This window comes from Streptococcus agalactiae (assembly GCF_949788565.1).
Classification (GTDB): domain Bacteria; phylum Bacillota; class Bacilli; order Lactobacillales; family Streptococcaceae; genus Streptococcus; species Streptococcus agalactiae.
This window is the reverse complement of sequence record NZ_OX460931.1, coordinates 197,911-218,858: the sequence shown is the minus strand read 5'-3', so window position 1 is coordinate 218,858 and position 20,948 is coordinate 197,911. Positions and strand designations below refer to the sequence as shown.

Here is a 20,948-nt window from a genome sequence, read left to right as displayed (position 1 = left end):
TATTAACCTTCCTTATGGGTTGATTTTCCAACAAATGAAATGCCAAAAAGTCCAATTAAGATAACTACAATACCAATAACAATAGCTATCGCACCGCCGACATGATTAAGAGCGCCAAGAATGATACCGGTCAAACCAAAATCAGCATCTGAGAATGTTGACCCTTTGAAACCAAGTCCACCTAGTACAGGCATCAAGAAAATCGGCAAGAAACTGATGAGGATACCTTGAACAAATGCACCAATAGTCGCTCCTCTCACACCACCAGAAGCATTACCGATAACACCTGCCGTTGCCCCACAGAAGAAATGAGGAACGACCCCTGGTAAAATGACAGTAGTGCCAGTCACAATCATGACTATCATACTAACCAATCCACCAACAAAACTTGAGATAAAACCAATCAATACTGCATTAGGTGCATAAGGGTAAACAATTGGACAATCCAAGGCTGGTTTTGAATTTGGAACCAATTTTTCTGAGATTCCCTTAAAGGCTGGTACAATTTCACCTAGGATAAGGCGTACACCTGCTAAAATAACGAATACACCTGCCGCAAATTGCCCAGCTAGTTGGAGGGCATAAACAAGACCATTGACACCGTTACTTATTTCTTTTGCAATATAAGCCTCACCAGCAAACACTGCAACGATAAGGTAAATAATTGCCATTGAGATAGTAATACTTACGGTACTGTCACGTAAAAATGATAAACTCTTTGGAAATTTAATATCTTCTGTTGATTTTGATTTATCTCCAACAATTCCACCAATAAATCCACTCAACCAATAGCCTAAAGAACCAAAGTGCCCAAGTGCCACCTTATCATTACCTGTCAGTTGAATCATGTATTTTTGCACAAATGCAGGAGATACGCTCATAATAATCCCTAACGCTAGACCTCCAAAAAGGATGAGCGAGAACGAAGTAAAGCCTGCTACGGCAAAAATAACAGCAATCATACAAGCCATATACAATGTATGATGTCCTGTCAGAAAAATATATTTAAATTTTGTAAAACGAGCAATTAAAATATTAAAAATCATTCCCGCTAACATAATCAAAGCAGTTGCTGAGCCATACTTCGTAAGAGCTACTGCTACAATGGCTTCATTATTAGGAACTACCCCCACCAAATGAAAAGCATGTTCAAACATTTTTCCAAATGGATTCAAGGAATTTTGGACTATCCCTGCACCTCCAGAAACCACTAAGAAGCCAACAAATGTTTTTATTCCACCTTTTACAATATCAGGAACGCCTTTTTTCTGCAGTACTAAACCGATAATGGCTATCAAGGCGACTAAAATAGCTGGCGTGCTGGCAATATTAACTAAAAAATCCAATAGACCTTTCATGGCATCAACCTCCTAGATTAAGCCTTTTTCTTGGCAAATACCTGTCACTAATTCTCTCAATTCATCCATATCAATGATACTGTTTAAAATACGAACATCCCCCAGGTGACCAGCTGAATCCTCCAAATCACGACCAACAATCCAAACATCTGCTGCACTTGGATCTGCTCCACCTAAATCATAATGTTCAACTTCAACATCAGAAACCCCCAAACCCTTCAAAATAGACTCAATATTCATTTGTACCATAAAACTTGAACCTAAACCTGATCCACATGCTGTTCCAATTCTTAACATCTTTAATCCTCCTGTTTTATAATCATTTCAATATCTTGATACCTACGTGAAGCTAACAAAGCTTTAACATTATTATTATCACGAAGTATTGTTGTCAAATGCGATAGAGCTTTCAAATGCGTTTCATTATCAATAGCTGCTATGCATAATAAGAGATAAATTTCCTGTTTGGGGTCATCCAATAAATAAATAGGCTGTTCCAAAACAAGCATTGACATACCGACAGAGTTTACCCCATCTTCTGGTCTGGCATGTGGAATAGCAATACCTTTACCAAGATTGATAAAAGGACCAAACTCTTCGACTTTTTCAATCATAGCTTCTGGGTAACTTTCCGTAATTTTTCCAGAAGCTAACAAGGGTTTTGCCGCTAAACGAATTGCCTCTTTCCAATTCATTTGTTCAGAACTTGTCTGATAAGTTTCCTCTGTTATAAGTTGGTGCAACAAGGGCCTCACATCCTTTCTAAGTATATCTTGTTTTACCATTGTCCTCAAAGCCAATTTTAATTCCTCTTCACAATGAACATGAGCGTATTTTTTTATAGTTGCTATTAATTGATCAAGTTGGAAATCGTCAAGGCAAGCCTTGGGAAAATCTGAAATAACCAGTTCTTTGAGCTGTTGTACTTGCTCTGCTGTCATCATCAGCGAAACTAGATAATTAGGTTTTTTTGTTTCTACAAATATAGTAGAAAAGACCATATCGTAAGTTTGATTGTCAATCAGTTTCAGCTGCTCAATTTTAGAGACACGATGAAAATGAATTTGAGGAAATAATCCACGCAATTTTTCCTTAATCACTAAGGATGAACTAACGCCGTTTGGACAGAGTATCAAAGCTTTATAAGACATTGATTGTGTACCACCTGATTGTCTAAGATAGCCTCCAAAGTGAATCACGAAGTAAGAAATTTCACTATCGGGTATTAATCCTACTTGCTCTTCCAAAGGACGTAGTGCCTTTTTAACCAATAGAAATAAATCACTGTAATGCTCTTTAATATTTTGTGTATAACCACTATCGCCAGTTAAACCATATTTCAATCGGAAATAAGCTGGAATAATATGACGCTTCAGACCTTGTAATAACTCTTCTTTATTGGAAAAATTAAGAAGTGAAACAGTTTCCATCTCATCAACGATTGCTTTTGCCAATGCTTCAAAGAAATCATCATCTTTAGTTCCCTCACCTTCAAAACAGCCAGATAAGATCAAGGTAATATAATCTTTTTCTTTCTGATCTAATGGTTTAGATAAGGAAATATCCTGACTTAAATTAGTCACAATAATAGTCGTTAACTCTTTTAATTGTTCAGAAACAATAGGAGAACCCTGCAAAACACGATCTACTGACCTTTGATAACGACACAGTATTAAAATGATAAAATATAAAGATTTCTCAAGCCTATCTTGTATTGGAGAAAGTTGAAAAGATTCATAGAAATATTCTACCGTCTTTTCTAACTTCTCATATGAGAGAGCGAATTTCCAAGAAGACAAGATATAATTCAAAGACCAAAAACCAATGGGAGATTCTAGTAGTTGAGTTATCATCTGAAAAGCAACTTGATGCTTATCCATCTCATCTCCTACTAGACTATATCCCTTTGCTCTTGTATAAGTGAGTGAGATACCTCTTTTTGCTAATTTAGAACGTAGCATCTTGATATCTGATAAAGTAGTATTCTTACTTACTTTCAAAAAATCTTGATAATGCACATTGGAGACAAACTCTCTTCGGCAAAAGCTATAAAGGTAAATCAGACATACCCTTTCTTCCTGGGTTAGGTAAAATTGCTCAGCTTCTAATAAGGAGACAATTTTATCATGCTCTTTTTCATCTCCTAATAACTGATAACGTCCAGCAGAGTGAGCAATAGCTGGTAGGTGATTTTTTGCTAAAAAACTATTGAGATAGTTAATTTGCTCTATGATAACTTTTATTGAAAACTTTGTTTGCACTGTTAACTCATACAAGGAAAGATTTTTCCGAGCTAAAAATACCAACATTATCACAACAGTCTTATTATCAACCATTTGTTTTCCTTTCTATTTTTATTTTATAGTAACCGTTTACATTTTTCTAGGTCATTTGAGCCCAATCTGGCACTACTATCAATTGAATGAATTTGGGCTATTGTTATAGAGTAAAGAAAAAAGAAAGAAATTGCAAAATCTAGAGCAAGATTCCTTTCCACAAGCAGCACTTTAAAAACCTTTACTTAATTGAATAAGTAAAGGTTTTTAAAATGTTATGACACTAAGATAGCTAAAGTTTGATAAGGTTGCAAAGTAACCGTTTCATCAAGAGTAACATCCTTATAATTTGATAGAAGAACTTGTCCTTGGAGATAATTCTCCGGTAATTTTATCTTAACTTTCTCAGCAAAGAAATTATTTAAAACAAGAAGTTTTTCCTTATCAAGATGGCGTTCAAAAGCATATACTTTTTCATTATCTTTGAAAGCTGCTTTATAATTCCCGTCAGCTATTATTGGCAGTTGTTTACGTAGCCTTATCAACTCTTGATAGAAAGTAAATATCGGTCCTGTTTTCTCCTTTGCGACATTGATTTCTTTATATGATTTTCCTACTTTCAACCATGGAGTGCCTTCAGAAAAACCTGCATTCGTACTATCATCCCATTGCATTGGTACTCGAGAATTGTCTCGAGATTTCGCTCGAATAATGCTAAATGCCTCTTCTTGTGACTTGCCTTCATCAAGCATTATTTGGTAGGCATTCAAACTCTCAATATCCACATAATCATCCATAGAACTGTAATCGGGATCAAGCATTCCGATTTCTTCACCCATATATATATAAGGAGTACCACGCGATAAGTGGATAGATGCTGCTAACATGGTTGCTCCTTCATTTCGAAAACGTTTCACGTCTACAAAACGATTTAATGCTCGCGGTTGGTCATGATTATTATAGAATAAAGCATTCCAACCATTTCCTTCGCTCATTCCTTCGCCCCAACTATGGAAAAGGTCACGTAATGCAGGAAAATCAAAAGCCATAATGGTCCACTTTTGCCCATCTTTATAATCTACTTTGAGGTGGTGAAAATTAAAAGCCATGGATAACTCTTCACGTTCTGGTGCAGTGTAAAGAATGCAATTTGCAATTGTCGTTGAAGACATTTCACCAACTGTCATGAAGGAATCATCTTGTCCAAAACTAGCATTATTCAACATCTTGAGATAATCATGTGTTATTGGACGATCAGTATAAGCTGGTTTTCCATCATTAATTGGGCAGTTCTCAAGTATCTCATCTTTCCCAATTAAATTAATCACATCAAATCGAAAACCTTTAACCCCTTTATCACGCCAAAAATTGACAACTTTAAAAAGTTCCTTGCGAACATCGGCATTGCGCCAATTAAGGTCAGCTTGAGTGATATCAAAAAGATGAAGATAATACTTCCCTGTATCACCAAATGGTGCCCAAGCATTTCCACCAAATTTAGATACCCAATCTGTTGGATTATCACGTAAGATAAAGAAATCTTGATAGTAGCGATCTCCTGCAAGTGCTTTTTTGAACCACTCATGTTCTATTGAGCAATGATTAAGCACCATATCAAGCATAAAATCTATACGGTATTGACGTCCCACCTCAATCATTTCTTCAAAATCGTCCATCGTTCCAAAATCAGGGTTAATGGCTGTATAATCAGAGATATCATATCCATTATCTCGTTGTGGACTTGGATAAAATGGGTTGAGCCAAACCATATCAATACCAAGTTCTGCTAAATAGGGTAATTTTTCGATAATACCACGAAGATCACCAACCCCATTACCAGTTGTATCTTTGTATGATTTTGGATAAATTTGATAGACAACTTTACGTTTATCAATCGTCATATTCTACTCCTTTCCCAAAATGCTGCTGTATTTAGCAGTCTAACTATAACATCAACTATCATCAAAAATATAACATTTTTACAGTGATATCTGTTCCCATGAGTTTTTTCTTATGTTCAAAATAATTCAAGGAGCTAATGTATTAAGCCCCTCAAACAATTCCTCAAATTACCTCTCATTTTATAAGAGTGCTCTTTTTTAAAAAGGATACCTAATTACTTTTAAATTTTCTTGGCAACCATTAATGCTTGTCCACGTTTTATCTGTTTGGGTAAATCTATCAATTCTTCTGGTCGGAATTCTTGTTGATTAGTAATCAGAATAGGAGTTTCCACAATGTATCCTTCTTCTTTTATCATTGGAATATCGAAAGTAATGAGTTTATCTCCTACTTTTACAGTGTCACCTTGAGCAACATGAGAGGTAAACCCTTTTCCTTCTAAATTAACAGTATCCATACCAATATGAATAAGAAACTCAACACCCTCTGATGTTAATAATCCAATAGCATGTTTCGTAGGGAAAAGAACTGAAACTGTCGCATCGACCGGTGAAACTAGTTCTCCATCACTTGGATCGATAACCACTCCCTTCCCCATAATTCCTTGTGAAAAGACAGGATCACTAGCTTGATCCAGTGGTTTAGCTAAACCTGATAAAGGGCTTACTACACTAAGCTTTGTACCTGATACGACAGCTTTTTCTTTTGCTGATTTTGTTTCTGTTGTTGAAGCAATGACAGCATCAGGTACTAATTTTTCTTCTTCAGTTTTTGTCAAAATACCTGATTTTTTAAAGAATAGTGTCAAAAATAAAGGGATAAAGATAGCCACTGCCATACAGATAAAGAAATATCCCATATATTTAACGTTAATTGACAGGAAGCCTGGAAGACCGCCTACACCAATAGAGTTAGCTTGGACATTAAAAGTTGTCGCCAAAAGACCTGCCACACTTGAACCAATCATACCAGCAACAAATGGATAAATGTATTTAACGTTTACACCAAAAAGCGCAGGCTCTGTAACACCAAGGTAGGCTGAGATAGCAGCTGGAAGTGATATTTGAGCCTCTTTTTCATCATGACGATGCATAAAATAATAAGCTAGTACAGCTGAACCCTGAGCAATATTTGAAAGAGCAATCATCGGCCAAAGGCCAGTTGTATGTGTTTTTGTATCTGCTATGAGTTGAGTATCGATAGCATTTGTCATGTGGTGCAAACCAGTAATAACAAATGGGGCATACAGGGCACCAAAAATAGCACCAAAGAGCCATTTTACAGGACCAGTCAATCCAATAAGAACGATAGCAGAAATCCATTTACCTAGTGTCCAACCAATAGGTCCAAGGACGGTATGAGCCAAGATAATAGCTGGAACTAAGGATAAAAATGGCACAAAAATCATTGAAACAACTTCAGGAATATGTTTTCTCCAGAAGATTTCTAAGTAAGACAGGCTCAAACCAGCTAACAGAGCTGGAATAACTTGAGCTTGATAACCAATTTTTTCTACTGTAAAGTAACCAAAATTCCAAGACCAATTTTTAGCAATGTCTGCTGCTGAAGTACTAGCTACAGAATAAGCATTAAGTAATTGTGGCGACACTAGACAGATACCTAGAACAATACCGAGGATTTGAGTAGTCCCCATCTTACGAGTCACAGACCATACAATACCAACTGGTAAGAAATGAAATATAGCTTCACCTGGTAACCATAAAAAAGAGTCTACTCCGCTCCAAAACGTTGAAACATCTACTAGAGTATTCCAAATTGGATGCCCAGAAGAGTCTACTTGCCTGACACCATCAACAACTTTTTGACCTAAAAATTCAAATGGAACGGCATCTAAAATATTACGAAAACCAAGGATCAGACCACCAACAATAATGGCTGGAATAATCGGTGTAAATATTTCAGCCAGCATTGTCAACACACGCTGTAAAGGGTTTTGATTTTTTTGGGCAGCCGATTTTGCCGCCTCTTTAGACACACCCTCAATACCAGAAACGGCTACAAAAGCATTATAAAAAATAGGGACATCATTACCAATAATGACTTGAAATTGCCCAGCATTGGTAAAGGTACCCTTGACTGATGGTAACTCCTCAATTACCTTTACCTTAGCTTTACTACTGTCATTCAAAACAAATCTCATGCGTGTGGCACAATGTGTCACTGCACTAATATTTTCTTTACCCCCAATTGCCTCTAACAAGGCTTTGGCATCATGTTTAAATTGTTCCATCTGTTTATCCTTATCTATTTAACGGAGAGTCTGTGACTCCAAGGCAGAAACTTAAAGAAGACTAGCTTACAATACAATTGTAAACGATTACATATCCCTATGCAAATCCTTAGCTTATCTTTTTAAAAAATCTATAAATTATAAAATAAATTAGTCAATAATACCCAAAACATTAGAATTTCTCACCAACGTTACCAAAATGTTAGAGTCATGGGTAGGTCAGTCACCCTCAATACTCTCTTAATAAAAAACACCTACTAATTGATATAGTAGGTGAGTTTTTTAATCTCCATTGAAAGCTACGATACGATTCTCTTCAATCATATAGCATTGGTTACAAAGTTTCTCTAACATAGCGAAATCATGACTAATAACAATGAGACCTAAATTTCTATCCTTTACAATCTCCAACAGGCTTTTCCATACACTAGCTTGTGTAATACTATCCAACATAGTAGTCATTTCATCTGCAATAAGGTATTTAGTCTCTGGATGTAATGAACGCACAATCGAAAAGCGTTGTAATTCCCCTCCCGAGAGTTCACTAGGGCGACGATTTAGCCATTTTTCTTGAATTCCAAAAGCATCTAGTAAATCTTGACTTGGGTAATAGGCTTCTTCCAAACTTTTTTTCATAGGCCATAAAGGATTCATCGTTTTTTCAGGATGTTGTTGAATAAGTTGTACAGGTCTAAATGCTTTGTTAGGCAAATTACTGCCATCAACTAATACTTCACCAGATCTAGGATGTAAAAAACCTGCAAGCACTCTGGATAAACTAGTTTTTCCACAACCACTTTGTCCAAATATACCTAAAACTTGACCAGGTGCTACCTCTAAATTAATCTCCTTAAAAAGCCATTGATCTTTTTTATGATAAAAGCCAAGCTTTTTAGCCTCTAAGGTCATGAGTAACTCCTTTCAAAAATTCTTGCTGTGGGAGAGAGCGCCATAAACTTCTAGCAAATTCTGTTTGTAACTGCTCTCCATTTCCGCTAAAGAAACTAGCTGGAGCTGTTTCAATAGCTTTTCCCTCTTTAAAAATAGTAATACGATCAGCAATTTGACTAGCTGCTACAATATCATGAGTGATAAATATAACGCTTATTCCTTTATCTGCAAAGGAGCGTAGTTGATCTAAAACCATTTGCAGAGCATCTGGATGTAATCCAGGGGTGGGCTCATCCGCAATAATCAAAGAAACCTTATCACTAATACATGTTGTAAACAAAACACGTCGGAGCATTCCGCCAGAAAGTTGGAAAGGATACAAGTCACCATCACTTTCTTTTAAACCAAACTGTTGAAACAATCCTTCTTGAGTAGCCTTTGAATTTTCTGAGATACCTAAGCGCACCTGATGTTTGACTTTCATAGATGGGTCTAAATAATTAACTGATTGTGGAATCAACGTAATATCTTTTCCTCGCAACTGTTTAATGCGTTTAGAATTTAGTGATTGACCACGATAAATCATATCTCCCGTTACAGATGCATTTTTAGGAAGAATGTCCATAATAGCATGTGCTAATAAACTCTTCCCTGAACCACTAGCACCTATAATAGCTAATAACTCACCTTTTTTAATTTCTAAATTCAGCGCTTGTATCGGTGTTGATTGAAATGGTTTTAAAAATCTTCCGTATTGAGTGAAGGTGATGGAGAGGTCTTTAATGCTTAATAATGTTTCTGTCATATCTCTACCTCCTAAAAATGATCAGTTTGAGGGTAAAAGAGTTTCTTTAAAGATTCTCCGATAGTATCAAATGCATTGACAACCAAAATAAGATAAAGTCCTGGAAAGATAACCAACCACCAATTTCCAAGAGAGATATGCTTAGCTGCCTCTGACAGAATGATACCAACCGAAGGTTGTTCGGCAGAGAGTCCAAATCCTAAGAAAGTCATTGATGCTTCATGTAGGATGACATGTGGAAATAAGAGGATAAAACCAATGAAAATTTGAGAAGCAATCAAAGGCAGGATATGATGCCTCACAATATAATAAGGCGTTTTTCCCATACTTTTAGAAAGTTGGACAAATTCTTTATTCTTTAGATGATAGACTTCATTGCGGATAAGCCTTGCTAAAGAAGGCCAATGTGTAACAGCCGTTGCAATGATGACCCCTTGAGCACCTTTCCCAACAACAAAAGAAATGAGAATCATAAAAATCAAATGAGGCATACCAATAAACAAATCAACTAACCATGCTATTATTTTATCAATAATGCTATTTCCTAAACCTGCAATCACTCCAAAAACTGTCGCAAGAATGACCCCCATAAGGGCACCTAATAAGCCGACTTGTAGAGAGAAATAAAGTCCTTTAATCGTTCTGACAAACATATCCCTACCTAAACCATCTGTCCCAAAAAGATGGTTTAATGAAGGAGCAAGATTCCGTAAAGCTGCATTGGTTTGCAAGGGAGTACTATAGAAATAAAGATTTAAGGCTAGAATACTAAGAATGAGAGAAATGGCGATACCCAGTTGCCATAAAACAATAGTTCGACGTCTCAATATCATACTTTTCTCCTTAACTGTGGATTGATTATGCTATTTAAAATATCCGCAATAAGATTGCCCGCAAAAACAAATAATGTCCCTATCATCACAATAGCTAGAAGTAGCGGTGTATCACTTTTAAGTCCTGCTTCAGTTAGGGTAGACCCTAGTCCTGGATATGAGAAAACTTGCTCAGCAAGAACAGATCCTCCAAACAATTCTCCAAAATAGGAAAAATGCAGTGTAATAGCTGGTACGATAGCATTTCTAAGACAATGATTTTTAAAAATTTGCCATTCCGTTTCCCCACGCGCTCTGGCAAATAAGACATATTCACTAGAAAGTACCGACATCATTTTAGTTCTAGTATGAAGAGTTACATTGGCAATGCCTAGAATACTTAGCGTGAAAACAGGTAAAATAAGGTGCTTAATACGATCAGCTAACGTAATATCTTGACTCAAAGTACCTATCGGAGAAGAAATACCAATCGGGAACCACCCCAGCTGGACAGAAAAGATTAATAAAAAAATGAGCCCAATCCAAAAAGTTGGTACTGATATCTGAAGGTAAGAAAACCACCTTACAATTCGATCAAGCAATTTCCCTTGATGGAAAGCTGATAAAGTTCCTAAGATAAATCCAATAAGACCCGATAAGACCCAGGAGAGTCCCATAAGTATGAAAGAGGCACCTGCCCGTGATCTAATAATATCAATAACAGGTTGCCGATAAACAAGTGAAGTCCCTAAATGTCCCTGTATAAAATTTTTTAACCAAATAAAATACTGGACCGGAGCTGGCTTATCCAAGCCATAGTGGTGAGCAATCGCTTTGTACTGAACAGGGGTTAGTGACGTGTCATAATTGACACTTGCCATGACTGGATCAACCGGTGATTGTTTTAGTAAAATAAAGGTCAAAATTGATACTCCAAAAACGAGTGACAAACACCTAAGTATCTTCCAGATAACTACAGTGGTAATATGTTTCACAGATAAATCTCCTTAATTGTTAAAAAAGGAGTCGAGGAAACCATTCACACCATAAGGTGTACATTGTTTTCTCTGACTCCAAACTTAAAGTAGCCTACATTAACTAAATTAGTTACTTAGCAGATTCATCCCAAGTCCATTCAGCAATGTTAGTCAATAATGACCAATCATGACCATGACTATGGACACCTTGTTTACCTACATTGATACGTTTATCACCAATATAAGTATGGTTAAGACTCACCAACCATACATTTGGTAAATCTCCAAGAGTGGAAGCACCTGTTTTGCCATCCCACTGAGCTAACTTCCAATATTTGTTAGCTTTATCAAGGTCAGGAGATATCATTGCTTTGTCAAGGTACTTAGTCACAGTAGGATTGTTATAAAAAGTAATATTGGTCCAACCTTTACCAGCTAAACTTGGGTAATGTGATTCATAAAATTGCTGCGCATGATGACGTCCTCCCGCATAAAGTAAGGCTGAATCATGTGACTTAGTTGCCATTTCATCCCAGTTACTAGCCTTGAGTTTAATAGTAATACCTAAGGCTTTAGCTTGCTCCGCTACTTCAACGGCTAAGTTTGCTCGTAATTGATCATTAGTAGGGTAGTAAAGGTCAAATTCCGCTTTAAGATTTCCTTTTTTACGGCTACCGTCTGCTTGTTCTTTCCATCCAGCTTTTGTCAAAAGTTGCTTAACTTTAGCTACTTTATTATCTTTAATTGCTGTTTTTGGATTCCAGAATGGTGTTCTATCAATAATTGAATAAGCTGGTTTACCATAACCATTTAAAACAGTATCCAGAACTTTTTGTCTATTTAAACCAATAGTCAAGGCTTTTCTGATTGCTGGATCACTAGTGACATCATTTCCTACTGGATAACCGTCTGGTGAATTTTTCACAACACCTTTCTTCACATAAGGTAGCGATAACCCACGAACATCATTTGAAGCAATATCTAGAAGACGTGTTCCTTTGACTTTCTTGCTAGCAAGCTCTGGCGTTGCGTAAATCATGTCAACATCACCAGATTCTAAAGCAGCTAGTGCTGTATTTTCATCAAGTAATACCCAAGTCCACTTTTTAAAATAAGGCTTTTTACCGTGCCAATATGGATTTCGAACGAAGATTGCTTGTTCTCCAGCCTTATATTCTTTCACCATGTAAGGTCCTGAACCGATAGGATTGCTCTTATACTTATCATTGTAATGTTTTTTAGGGACGATTGGGATTTCTGTCAACTGTGCTGTAAATGTCGAATGCGCCTCAGTCAAATGAATATTTACCTGGTTTTTCCCAACTACTTCAACATTCTTAATAAAGGTCAAATCCCAAGCTTTTCCATCTGCTTTCAACATATCATAAGTAAACTTAACATCGTCAGCAGTAACAGGCTCACCATTGGAGAATTTAAAATCATCATTTAAGTCGAACGACCACGTTAAGCCATCCTTAGAGATTTTATATTTTTTAGCAAGCTCTCCTTTTATATCTAGTTCAGGAGAACGTTTCAATAGGGTGCTATGAGTAATATTACCTTCATTATGGATTCCATAACGGTCCTTTGGATCGAATTCATGAGGAAGCTTTGCCCCCATAGAAACAACCAATTCATCTTTTGGTCGTTGTTTTCGTGTTCGCTCCTTTGTTTGTGAATTTTGATTTTGACAAGCTACTAAAAAGATACTCGCCAGAAACAAAGCAACAAAAGAGATATACTTCAAATATTTAGTCACTATTAAACCTCCTTTTTTATTGATAAATAATATTTTTGACAACTTTTTTCATTATAACAAGAAAAAAGTTGGAGGACAATTACTTAACTGGTTAATTAGAAAATTTGTTATTTTATCATTAATAACTTAAAGTTAGGTAAAACACAATTCTAGACTCTAGCTCATAAACCATGTTAATCCAATGTATTTTAATAGACATCATAAAAAGGCTGAATAAATTCAGCCTTAACCACGCTATTAATTATAGCAAACCAATCAAATGACTAAAGATAGGAATAACCAAATCAACTACCAAACCGATAACTACCACAGCTATAGCTGCCATCGCACCTTGTAGTTCTCCCAATTCCAATGCAAAGGCTGCTCCGACTGTATGACCAGAGGTCCCTAGACCTAACCCTGCACCAATCTTACTATCATTCAAATGGAAAAATGACACTAATTTTTTACCTAATGCATAAATAATAACTGCATTTAAGATACACGCCATTGCTGTCACAGCTGTGTTCCCTCCAATTGCTGCTGTTATTGGAAGAGCAATTGCTGTTGTTGCTGCTTGTGGCAACATTGAAGCAATTCCGACTTGACTAAGCCCAACCATTTTAGAAATAGCGACGATAAGCATAAGGGAAACAATCATACCGATTACTAAACTGCTGAGAATTTCTACCCAATATTTTTTAACAACGTCATTTTTCTTATAGAGAGGAACTGCAAAAGCAATTGTCGCTGGATTTAAAAACCAAAATATTAAATCACCACCTGGTTTATAAGCTTGTGTATAAAATGTCTTAACATCGGTTCCTAAACCTTTTGACATAAGCCAAAGAATGACAATACCACTAACCATTGCAAAGAAAAGAGGCTGCAAAAGGAAGAAACCTTTACTCTTCTTAAATAAATGTTGTCCTATCGTATAGAGTATTAAAGAAAAGCAAATACCAAAGATGGGTGTTTTTAAGAGTTCCATATTATTTTTCCTCTACTTTCTTACTATAGTGGTTAGGTAATATCTTTTTAAATAAATCTGTGACACTGAGTTCTCTAATAGCAAGTATTAATCGTGCAACGTATGCTACCACTACTAACATAACAACAGTTGAGATTGTAATAACAGCAACTAGTTGCAAGCCTTCAGCTTTTAGGATATCAAGATTCGCTGCTACTGATATTCCTGAGGGGACAAACATAAAACCAATCATGCTTATCATCAAAGCCCCAAAAGAGTCAACCCACTCTACCTTGATAATTTTAGCAGTTAGCAATACATACATTAGCACCAAACCAATAACCGTCGTTGGGATTGGTAGTGATTTCGGTAATAACATTGAAATCATTTGTGAAACTAATAGAATAGCTGCATATATTGACATTTGAATAAACATTGGAGCTTCTTTTGTTTTGGTTTCTTTACTGGTGTGTTTCATAGTCACTACCCCTTCCTTTTATTACAAAGTTTTAACTTGTTTTATTGATAGCTATATTGTACTTCAAAACAAATAAAACGTTTTCATTTTCAGTCTCAGTTACCAAAAAAAGAAGCCGAATTGCAAATTCAAGCTTCTAAACAACAAAGGGAAGTTCGCAAAAGCACTTTTACATGGTTAAATGCTCATTTAGGTCTTTTAAATACGATCGACCTACTGGAAATTTCTCTCCATTAGACATAATTAGTAACAAAGTATGATTAAACCAAGGTTGAATTTCCTCAATCATCTCTAGATTAATCACTGTGTTTCGATGAATCTGGAGAAAATATGGTGCTACGGCGCGTGACTTAAACCAATTGAGTGTTTTCCGAATAGTGTAAGTTTTCTGAACTGTACTAACAGTTAATTCGCCATCTTCAACACTAGCTGCAACGATATCTTGCATTTTAACAACAACACTGCGATCTGATAATGTCAAGGTTAACAATTCAACACTGGCTTTTTTAGGTATTGCTTGCTCTACATCTGAAGCAGTGGTGAGTTGGCTCAATTTCTTCACTTTTGATAGAGCCATATCAACGCGCTGTTGTTCAAACGGTTTCATGATATAATCAACAGCGTTACTTTCAAAAGCTTTCACAGCATAGTTATCATAAGCCGTCGCAAAAACAACAAGTGGGGGATGTGCAAGTTGGCTCAACTGATTAGCCAAAGTAAAGCCATTTTCTTCACTAAGCGAAATATCTAAAAAAATTAAATCAATTTGCTGTCTAAATAAGATTTTTTCGGCTTCACTGATATCCTCAGCCTGAAAAATCTCAGGGTTGTCAACCTCCTGGCTATGTTCAACTAAAAACGATAATTCTTGTCTGGCAAACATTTCATCATCAAGAATTAAAATTTTCATGCTCATCCTCCCTTATTCTATTAGGTATTCGATACCAAACTTTTGTACCATTCTTGTCGCTCGAAAAATGAAGGCAACTTACACTACCATATAATAAATTCAGCCTGTTATTTAGATTAACTAGAGCAGTACCTGTACCCTTACTCTCTGCAACTGTTTCTTGACCTAATTTATCAATGATAGTATCTGAGATTCCTTGTCCATTGTCACTAACAGAAACACAATAATAATAACCATCTGGCTTTATTTGAACCAATATATGGTTGTCCGTCTTACGTTCTTTGAAAGCATGTCGAACTGCATTCTCTACCAGTACCTGTAAACCAAAAGGCGGTAACTTCATTTTTTCTGGTGCACTAATATCATAAGATAACTGATATTTATCAGGGAAACGTAATTTTTCAACATTCATATAAGCATCCACATGTGATTTTTCTTGCTCAAGCGTTACCTCACGATCCTGACCACCTTGCAAACTTGTTCTAAAAAAAGTACTTAACTGCATCAGTGCATAACGTGCTTTATCAGAATCAATACGGATTAATGCACTAATTGTATTAATGGCATTAAAGAAGAAATGAGGGTTGATTTGTGCTTGTAAAGCCTTTATCTCTGCCATACTGGCTAACTTATTTTGTTCCTCTGTTATCCCCATTGCCAGTTGTCCTGAAAATATTTGCGCTAAACCAAGGACTAGGTTTTCCTCCACCTCAGACATTGTCTTATCTCCTGCAAAGTACATTTTTAAGGCACCCACAGTTTTATCATTTATTTTTAGAGGAACTACAATAGCAGAATTTAACTGACAGTTGTGATCTGGACAAGAAATCGCCGCTTTATCTTGCGCAATTCTTGGTTCGCCATCAAAAATAACACTTTTAGATAGGTCTGTTTTGACTGGTTGTCCTGCAATATGGTGATCATGGCCAACACCAATATGAGCTAATACGTTTGACCGATCTGTTAATCCCACAGCATCAAAATTAGTATGCCTCTTTATAATTTCGCAAACGCTCCTAGCAGATTGCGGTGTCAAACCTTGTCTAAGGTAGGGCAGAGTCTGTCGAGTCAATTCAAGAACATCTCTCGTTTGAACTGCGCGTAACTGACTTTCATTTGACAAATAAGTTTTCAAAATCGCAAGGAAAAGTGTGGAACCTAAACTATTTAAAATCATCATTGGAATGACAATCATTTTGACAAGTTCCCATCCTGTAAAAATGCCAACAAATAGCATCTGGATACTTTCGGCAATAATACTAATTAAAATAACTTGGCTTGTTGAAGGGTAGAGATGGTTTTCCTTAAGCTTATCACCAATCTTTCCGCTAACAATGCCGACTAGAACTGAACTGACAATATAGAAAGAACCTGAAAAGCTTCCTTGAAAAAAGCGATGAACCCCTCCAATAAAACCAACAATTGATCCAACCAGAGGTCCACCAACCAAACTTGCCGTTGTAATAACTAAAGTCCTTGTATTAGCAAGTGAGTCAGAATGGGAAATCGTTGTTAGAAAAGGGCGCTCGACCAAACTTCGATCCCCTTTTATTTCAATTCCTGTTATATTAGATATAATAACAAACAAGCCGAAAATGATGACAAGGACTACCGTTTCACGTTTAGACCGCTCTTCAATTAACTGTCTGAAATAACTATTATTTACCAATAAAAAGGCTAAAATCATAATAATTCCTAGCCTTTGGAATAACAACACCATCAACATATGCTTATCCTCCTCAAGATACCATTTTACTCCGGAAGATAAATATAGATATCTTGATAATCTGAAATAACCTTGTCTACCATTGATAAATCTTGCGGTGGATAATCAGGATTAGCAAAGCCAAAGCAATACATTCCTGCTTCCTTAGCAGCTAAACTCCCATTTCTTGTATCTTCTATAACTATACAAACTTTAGGGTCTACATCTAAAAGCTCTGCAGCTCTAAGAAAAACATCTGGAGCTGGTTTAGAAGACGATACATCTTCTCCTGTAACCATGTATTCAAAGCATTCTGCCACACCCAACTCTTTTAGATTACGCTTAATATCTACCATTGGAGATGAGGACGCAACTGCTAAGCGATAGCCATGTTGGTATAACCAATGAATCAGTCGCTGAGCTCCTTTGATGGGCCTAACACCATCACGCGCCACAATCGCTTGTCGACGTCTGTTCATCTCAGCAATATACTCTTTTACTGTTTTCGGTAAGCCAAACTCCTCTTTCATAGCTTGCCACATGAATTCAAAAGTAGTCCCCATGTACTGGTATTGGTACGAGACGTCCGTATCAATACCCTCCTCACGTAACATTTCTGTCTTATTATCTAAAAACGTGTACTCGGAATCAACAATAACGCCGTCCATATCAAAAATAATGACTTTTTCCATCTTAAACCTGCTTTCTATCCCCTTTATTGTAATCGTTTGCCTTTCTATTTTCAATAAAAAAAGGTTGCTTCCCACAGAAAGCAACCAGTATATTTAGAAATGATATTTTGAGAGTGATTTTATTTAAAAGGGGAGCTCCTCTTCTTCCAATACTAAATCTGACAAATCACCAGAAACGTTATTTTCACGCATAGCACGTTGGGCACGGCTTTCTAACAACTGAAATGATGATGCTAATACTTCAGTGATATAGTGCGTTTGACCATCCTTTTCGTACTTGCGCGTACGCAATTCACCATCTATTGAAATTAAAGAGCCCTTTGTCCCATAGCTCGCAAGGGTTTCCGCTAGACGACCCCACATAACCACATTAATAAAATCTGCTTCACGCTCACCATTACTTCCTTTAAAGCGTCTATTAACAGCAACAGTTGCACGCGTTACTGACTTGTCAGTTGGTGTTTTTACCATCTCAGGCTTTGCTGTTAGACGCCCAATCATAATAACTTTATTATACATTGACTACCTCCTCACTATTATTATTCGAAAATAAGGAAGAAAAATGCTAAAATATATGAAATTGTTCTGGGAGAATTAAGATGACAAATGTAACTAGTTATAAAGAAATGCTGGCTAAACCTTGGGGAAAAATACAATATGAAATAACTTTTGCTCAATTAAGCCATATCAAAAATCAGAACGTTTTAGATTTTGGAGCTGGTTTTTGTCTCACCGCACAACATCTAGCAAAAGAAAACAATGTAACTGCTATTGAACCCAATCCTAAACTGCTTTACGATAATCAAAGTGACAATATTTATAAAATCCTAGGTTCCTACGAAGCATTAAGAGCTTTGCCTGATCAAAGTTTTGATACTATTGTTTGTCATAATGTTCTTGAATATATAGACAAACATAATCATCCTGCTTATTTTGACGAATTTTCTCGACTTCTAAAACCTAATGGAGAACTATCTCTCATCAAACATAATATAACCGGTAAAATATTACAATCAGTTATTTTTAGCAATGATACCTCCACTGCGATGGAACTCTTAACAGGAGAAGCAAACTTTAAAAGTGCCAGTTTTGACCAGGGAAATATTTATACCTTAGAAGAACTAAAACAAAATACAAATTTATTAGTTGAACGTTATCAGGGTATTCGTACCTTCTATTCATTACAATCAAATCATTTTAAAACTGAAACTGATTGGCTAAACAAAATGCTTGCTATCGAGCTAAGTGTTGCTGACAAAGCTCCTTATAAAGATATTGCTTTTTTGCAACACATCACACTTAAAAAGTCATTGTAACTTCTTAAGTTTACAACTAAAAATCAACTTAGCTGAAGCTAAGTTGATTTTTACTAATTTTTCCAATGTTTATTGGCGTCGAAAGACTCTCCAACAATTACCTGATCAGATAATTCAATGATACCTCTGACTTGAGGAGCATTTGGAAGAGCTAACTCGCGAGCACTACATAACATTCCAAAGCTATCTTCTCCACGAAGTTTTCCTGGGAAAATAAGGCTACCATTTGGCATCATAGCTCCTGGAAGAGCTGCAACTGTTTTAAGACCTACTGAAGCATTAGGTGCCCCACAAACGATTTGGACCGTCTTCCCATCGTTGATTTCTACTTGACAGATATGTAAATGGTCACTATCTGGATGATCAATCATTTCTTTAATTTGCGCCACAACAAATGTAGGTTCAATATTATTAACAAGAGAGTCTTCGAATCCTTCTTTCAGTAGTTCTGCATTAAGGATTTTAATATCTTGATCAGATAAAGTTACTCGACCTACTCCCTCAATAGCAATTAAACTTGACACTTCAAAGATATTCCAAGCAACTGTTTCTTTACTATCTTGCAGATAGACGCGTGCTACTTGTCCGCGACGATCAACATCTAGCTTAGCTCCTTGACTATCCTTAACAATAACCATTAAGGTATCACCAACATGCTCTCTATTATAAGTAAAAATCATTTATTCTCCTTTAAATTTTGCTATTTTCTGTCTTATTTATGGTTAATTTCAGCGAGAAATTTAGTAATTTCAGCCTTTGTTTTGCGATTCTTATTAACCAAACGACCCAGTTCCTGACCATTTTCCACAACAACGAAACTCGGAATCCCAAAAATATTCCACTGCTGAGCTAATTCTATATAGTCATCACGATTAACACGTACAAAGACAAAATCTGAGAAGTCTTTTTCAATTGATGGCATTACTGGATATATAAATTGACAATCTGGACACCAATCTGCTGTAAAAAAGAAAACAACTTTCTTAGTGCTATCAATATAGGCTGCTATTTCTTCATAAGATTCTGGTAAAATCATTTGCTCACCTCCACATAATCAAGAACACCTTGACGATAAATGAATTCGAAAATTCTGCCATCTTCCAAGACAAGACCACCACTGGTCATTTTAATATCAGATTCAAATTCATTAAAATAAAATACCTGAATATCACCCATCTGACTAAAAAATTCTCTTAAGGTCTGAGTGATTTGCTGACGTTTATAATCTGTTACTTTTTTAGTTAGGGTATAACCAGCAGCTGCTAGTAAACCCACACCAGCAAGGCCAGTCCCAAATAAGATTTTTTTATTTTTCATAACTGTTATTATACCATACCCCCCGGAATTAGACACAGGAATTGATGGAATAAATCCACATAACAGTTATGAAAAAAAACAACTTATTCCTTGTGGTATAATAGGATGACATTGTCTTAAGATACCATTATGGTTAATCATTCAAACAGAAAGAAAAAACATGAAAGAAAAATTATTAGTACCTGCTTTAAATTGTTTGCTAGGTCTACTCTTCCTAGGTGATCACTGGTTTTTATTTCGTCTTCAAAATGGAGAACTTTTTGCTATTGTAACGCTAATACTGCTTTGCACAGCTTCATTTTTAATCAATAAGAATCACCCCAAAAATTTGACTTTGATTTCTATGATTATCACTTTTCTAGCCGTATTATCTCTCCTATCTACCTTTTTATTAGCTTAAGCCGATAAACATTATCTCCGTTGTATTCAACCCAGTTTTCACTATAACAGGCTTTGTCAGTCATAACAGTCTTCTGGTAGTACTTGATATTCTTTTTGAAAGTCTTTATATTGACTGAAACCTGTTCTGTTCTTTATTTTTAATTAAAAG

The 20,948-nt window shown here is 36.1% G+C and carries 21 protein-coding genes; 2 read left to right on the top strand and 19 right to left on the bottom strand.

Annotation, left to right across the window (positions count from 1 at the left end; genetic code table 11):
- Positions 1 to 2 precede the first annotated feature (2 nt).
- From ulaA to QOR44_RS01205, 16 genes are all read right to left on the bottom strand, one after another.
- Positions 3 to 1,358 carry a PTS ascorbate transporter subunit IIC gene (gene ulaA / locus QOR44_RS01280; RefSeq protein ID WP_000677351.1) on the bottom strand — a complete coding sequence of 452 codons (1,356 nt, stop codon included), beginning with the start codon at positions 1,356 to 1,358 and terminating at the stop codon, positions 3 to 5.
- A 12-nt stretch (positions 1,359 to 1,370) separates the two neighbouring features.
- Positions 1,371 to 1,655 carry a PTS sugar transporter subunit IIB gene (locus tag QOR44_RS01275; protein ID WP_000944236.1) on the bottom strand — a complete coding sequence of 95 codons (285 nt, stop codon included), beginning with the start codon at positions 1,653 to 1,655 and terminating at the stop codon, positions 1,371 to 1,373.
- A 2-nt stretch (positions 1,656 to 1,657) separates the two neighbouring features.
- Positions 1,658 to 3,694 (bottom strand): BglG family transcription antiterminator, encoded by a 2,037-nt coding sequence (locus QOR44_RS01270; RefSeq protein WP_000228183.1) that lies wholly within the window; start codon positions 3,692 to 3,694, stop codon positions 1,658 to 1,660.
- 215 nt (positions 3,695 to 3,909) lie between these two features.
- Positions 3,910 to 5,535: an alpha,alpha-phosphotrehalase gene (treC, locus tag QOR44_RS01265; protein ID WP_000151018.1), complete on the bottom strand. Its 1,626-nt coding sequence runs from the start codon at positions 5,533 to 5,535 to the stop codon at positions 3,910 to 3,912.
- A 221-nt stretch (positions 5,536 to 5,756) separates the two neighbouring features.
- On the bottom strand, positions 5,757 to 7,787 hold the full coding sequence (gene treP, locus QOR44_RS01260; RefSeq protein ID WP_017648367.1) for a PTS system trehalose-specific EIIBC component: 2,031 nt from the start codon (positions 7,785 to 7,787) through the stop codon (positions 5,757 to 5,759).
- Between the two features lie 282 nt (positions 7,788 to 8,069).
- A complete protein-coding gene (locus tag QOR44_RS01255; protein ID WP_000171312.1) occupies positions 8,070 to 8,696 on the bottom strand; it encodes an ABC transporter ATP-binding protein in 627 nt (208 codons plus the stop codon).
- Entirely contained in the window at positions 8,680 to 9,483 is an 804-nt protein-coding gene (locus QOR44_RS01250) for an ATP-binding cassette domain-containing protein (RefSeq protein WP_000140980.1), read from the bottom strand. Before QOR44_RS01250 ends, QOR44_RS01255 begins: the two co-directional genes overlap by 17 nt.
- A gap of 11 nt (positions 9,484 to 9,494) precedes the next feature.
- Positions 9,495 to 10,316 (bottom strand): ABC transporter permease, encoded by an 822-nt coding sequence (locus QOR44_RS01245; RefSeq protein ID WP_017646958.1) that lies wholly within the window; start codon positions 10,314 to 10,316, stop codon positions 9,495 to 9,497.
- Positions 10,313 to 11,290, bottom strand: coding sequence for an ABC transporter permease (locus QOR44_RS01240; protein ID WP_000680645.1), 978 nt, complete (start codon positions 11,288 to 11,290; stop codon positions 10,313 to 10,315). The genes QOR44_RS01245 and QOR44_RS01240 overlap by 4 nt, the downstream gene beginning before the upstream one ends.
- A 112-nt stretch (positions 11,291 to 11,402) precedes the next feature.
- Positions 11,403 to 13,031 (bottom strand): ABC transporter substrate-binding protein, encoded by a 1,629-nt coding sequence (locus QOR44_RS01235; RefSeq protein ID WP_283572659.1) that lies wholly within the window; start codon positions 13,029 to 13,031, stop codon positions 11,403 to 11,405.
- 241 nt (positions 13,032 to 13,272) lie between these two features.
- Positions 13,273 to 14,001 (bottom strand): antiholin-like protein LrgB, encoded by a 729-nt coding sequence (gene lrgB / locus QOR44_RS01230; protein WP_000421727.1) that lies wholly within the window; start codon positions 13,999 to 14,001, stop codon positions 13,273 to 13,275.
- Position 14,002: 1 nt separating this feature from the next.
- Entirely contained in the window at positions 14,003 to 14,458 is a 456-nt protein-coding gene (locus tag QOR44_RS01225; protein ID WP_000683316.1) for a CidA/LrgA family protein, read from the bottom strand.
- A gap of 169 nt (positions 14,459 to 14,627) precedes the next feature.
- A complete protein-coding gene (locus QOR44_RS01220; RefSeq protein ID WP_000697630.1) occupies positions 14,628 to 15,368 on the bottom strand; it encodes a LytR/AlgR family response regulator transcription factor in 741 nt (246 codons plus the stop codon).
- Positions 15,349 to 17,094, bottom strand: a complete 1,746-nt coding sequence (locus QOR44_RS01215; protein ID WP_000930336.1) for a LytS/YhcK type 5TM receptor domain-containing protein — start codon at positions 17,092 to 17,094, stop codon at positions 15,349 to 15,351. Before QOR44_RS01215 ends, QOR44_RS01220 begins: the two co-directional genes overlap by 20 nt.
- Before the next feature lie 26 nt (positions 17,095 to 17,120).
- On the bottom strand, positions 17,121 to 17,765 hold the full coding sequence (locus QOR44_RS01210) for an HAD family hydrolase (protein ID WP_000416615.1): 645 nt from the start codon (positions 17,763 to 17,765) through the stop codon (positions 17,121 to 17,123).
- A gap of 123 nt (positions 17,766 to 17,888) precedes the next feature.
- The gene (locus QOR44_RS01205) at positions 17,889 to 18,284 is read right to left on the bottom strand and encodes a single-stranded DNA-binding protein (protein WP_000282447.1); all 396 of its coding nucleotides are present in this window, start codon (positions 18,282 to 18,284) and stop codon (positions 17,889 to 17,891) included.
- Between the two features lie 80 nt (positions 18,285 to 18,364).
- On the opposite strand from QOR44_RS01205, the gene QOR44_RS01200 reads away from it, so the two are divergent.
- Complete coding sequence (locus tag QOR44_RS01200; RefSeq protein ID WP_000186181.1) at positions 18,365 to 19,081, top strand: class I SAM-dependent methyltransferase; 717 nt, start codon at positions 18,365 to 18,367, stop codon at positions 19,079 to 19,081.
- Between the two features lie 53 nt (positions 19,082 to 19,134).
- Here QOR44_RS01200 and ytpR read toward each other — a convergent pair whose 3' ends face one another.
- From ytpR to QOR44_RS01185, 3 genes are read right to left on the bottom strand one after another with little or no spacing between them, the layout of a single operon-like run.
- Positions 19,135 to 19,761 (bottom strand): YtpR family tRNA-binding protein, encoded by a 627-nt coding sequence (gene ytpR / locus QOR44_RS01195; protein WP_141444610.1) that lies wholly within the window; start codon positions 19,759 to 19,761, stop codon positions 19,135 to 19,137.
- Positions 19,762 to 19,793: 32 nt separating this feature from the next.
- Complete coding sequence (locus tag QOR44_RS01190; RefSeq protein ID WP_000602780.1) at positions 19,794 to 20,117, bottom strand: thioredoxin family protein; 324 nt, start codon at positions 20,115 to 20,117, stop codon at positions 19,794 to 19,796.
- Complete coding sequence (locus QOR44_RS01185; RefSeq protein ID WP_000791272.1) at positions 20,114 to 20,398, bottom strand: DUF4651 domain-containing protein; 285 nt, start codon at positions 20,396 to 20,398, stop codon at positions 20,114 to 20,116. Before QOR44_RS01185 ends, QOR44_RS01190 begins: the two co-directional genes overlap by 4 nt.
- A gap of 160 nt (positions 20,399 to 20,558) precedes the next feature.
- Between QOR44_RS01185 and QOR44_RS01180 the strand changes: the two genes are divergently transcribed.
- Positions 20,559 to 20,798: a hypothetical protein gene (locus QOR44_RS01180; RefSeq protein ID WP_000660178.1), complete on the top strand. Its 240-nt coding sequence runs from the start codon at positions 20,559 to 20,561 to the stop codon at positions 20,796 to 20,798.
- Positions 20,799 to 20,948 lie beyond the last annotated feature (150 nt).

What these genes read in the sequence shown, in the direction of transcription:
- ulaA (WP_000677351.1), bottom strand. Translation starts at nt 1,358, where the DNA reads ATGAAAGGTCTATTGGATTTTTTAGTTAATATTGCCAGCACGCCAGCT.
- QOR44_RS01275 (WP_000944236.1), bottom strand. Translation starts at nt 1,655, where the DNA reads ATGTTAAGAATTGGAACAGCATGTGGATCAGGTTTAGGTTCAAGTTTT.
- QOR44_RS01270 (WP_000228183.1), bottom strand. Translation starts at nt 3,694, where the DNA reads ATGGTTGATAATAAGACTGTTGTGATAATGTTGGTATTTTTAGCTCGG.
- treC (WP_000151018.1), bottom strand. Translation starts at nt 5,535, where the DNA reads ATGACGATTGATAAACGTAAAGTTGTCTATCAAATTTATCCAAAATCA.
- treP (WP_017648367.1), bottom strand. Translation starts at nt 7,787, where the DNA reads ATGGAACAATTTAAACATGATGCCAAAGCCTTGTTAGAGGCAATTGGG.
- QOR44_RS01255 (WP_000171312.1), bottom strand. Translation starts at nt 8,696, where the DNA reads ATGACCTTAGAGGCTAAAAAGCTTGGCTTTTATCATAAAAAAGATCAA.
- QOR44_RS01250 (WP_000140980.1), bottom strand. Translation starts at nt 9,483, where the DNA reads ATGACAGAAACATTATTAAGCATTAAAGACCTCTCCATCACCTTCACT.
- QOR44_RS01245 (WP_017646958.1), bottom strand. Translation starts at nt 10,316, where the DNA reads ATGATATTGAGACGTCGAACTATTGTTTTATGGCAACTGGGTATCGCC.
- lrgB (WP_000421727.1), bottom strand. Translation starts at nt 14,001, where the DNA reads ATGGAACTCTTAAAAACACCCATCTTTGGTATTTGCTTTTCTTTAATA.
- QOR44_RS01225 (WP_000683316.1), bottom strand. Translation starts at nt 14,458, where the DNA reads ATGAAACACACCAGTAAAGAAACCAAAACAAAAGAAGCTCCAATGTTT.
- QOR44_RS01220 (WP_000697630.1), bottom strand. Translation starts at nt 15,368, where the DNA reads ATGAAAATTTTAATTCTTGATGATGAAATGTTTGCCAGACAAGAATTA.
- QOR44_RS01215 (WP_000930336.1), bottom strand. Translation starts at nt 17,094, where the DNA reads ATGTTGATGGTGTTGTTATTCCAAAGGCTAGGAATTATTATGATTTTA.
- QOR44_RS01210 (WP_000416615.1), bottom strand. Translation starts at nt 17,765, where the DNA reads ATGGAAAAAGTCATTATTTTTGATATGGACGGCGTTATTGTTGATTCC.
- QOR44_RS01205 (WP_000282447.1), bottom strand. Translation starts at nt 18,284, where the DNA reads ATGTATAATAAAGTTATTATGATTGGGCGTCTAACAGCAAAGCCTGAG.
- QOR44_RS01200 (WP_000186181.1), top strand. Translation starts at nt 18,365, where the DNA reads ATGACAAATGTAACTAGTTATAAAGAAATGCTGGCTAAACCTTGGGGA.
- ytpR (WP_141444610.1), bottom strand. Translation starts at nt 19,761, where the DNA reads ATGATTTTTACTTATAATAGAGAGCATGTTGGTGATACCTTAATGGTT.
- QOR44_RS01190 (WP_000602780.1), bottom strand. Translation starts at nt 20,117, where the DNA reads ATGATTTTACCAGAATCTTATGAAGAAATAGCAGCCTATATTGATAGC.
- QOR44_RS01185 (WP_000791272.1), bottom strand. Translation starts at nt 20,398, where the DNA reads ATGAAAAATAAAAAAATCTTATTTGGGACTGGCCTTGCTGGTGTGGGT.
- QOR44_RS01180 (WP_000660178.1), top strand. Translation starts at nt 20,559, where the DNA reads ATGAAAGAAAAATTATTAGTACCTGCTTTAAATTGTTTGCTAGGTCTA.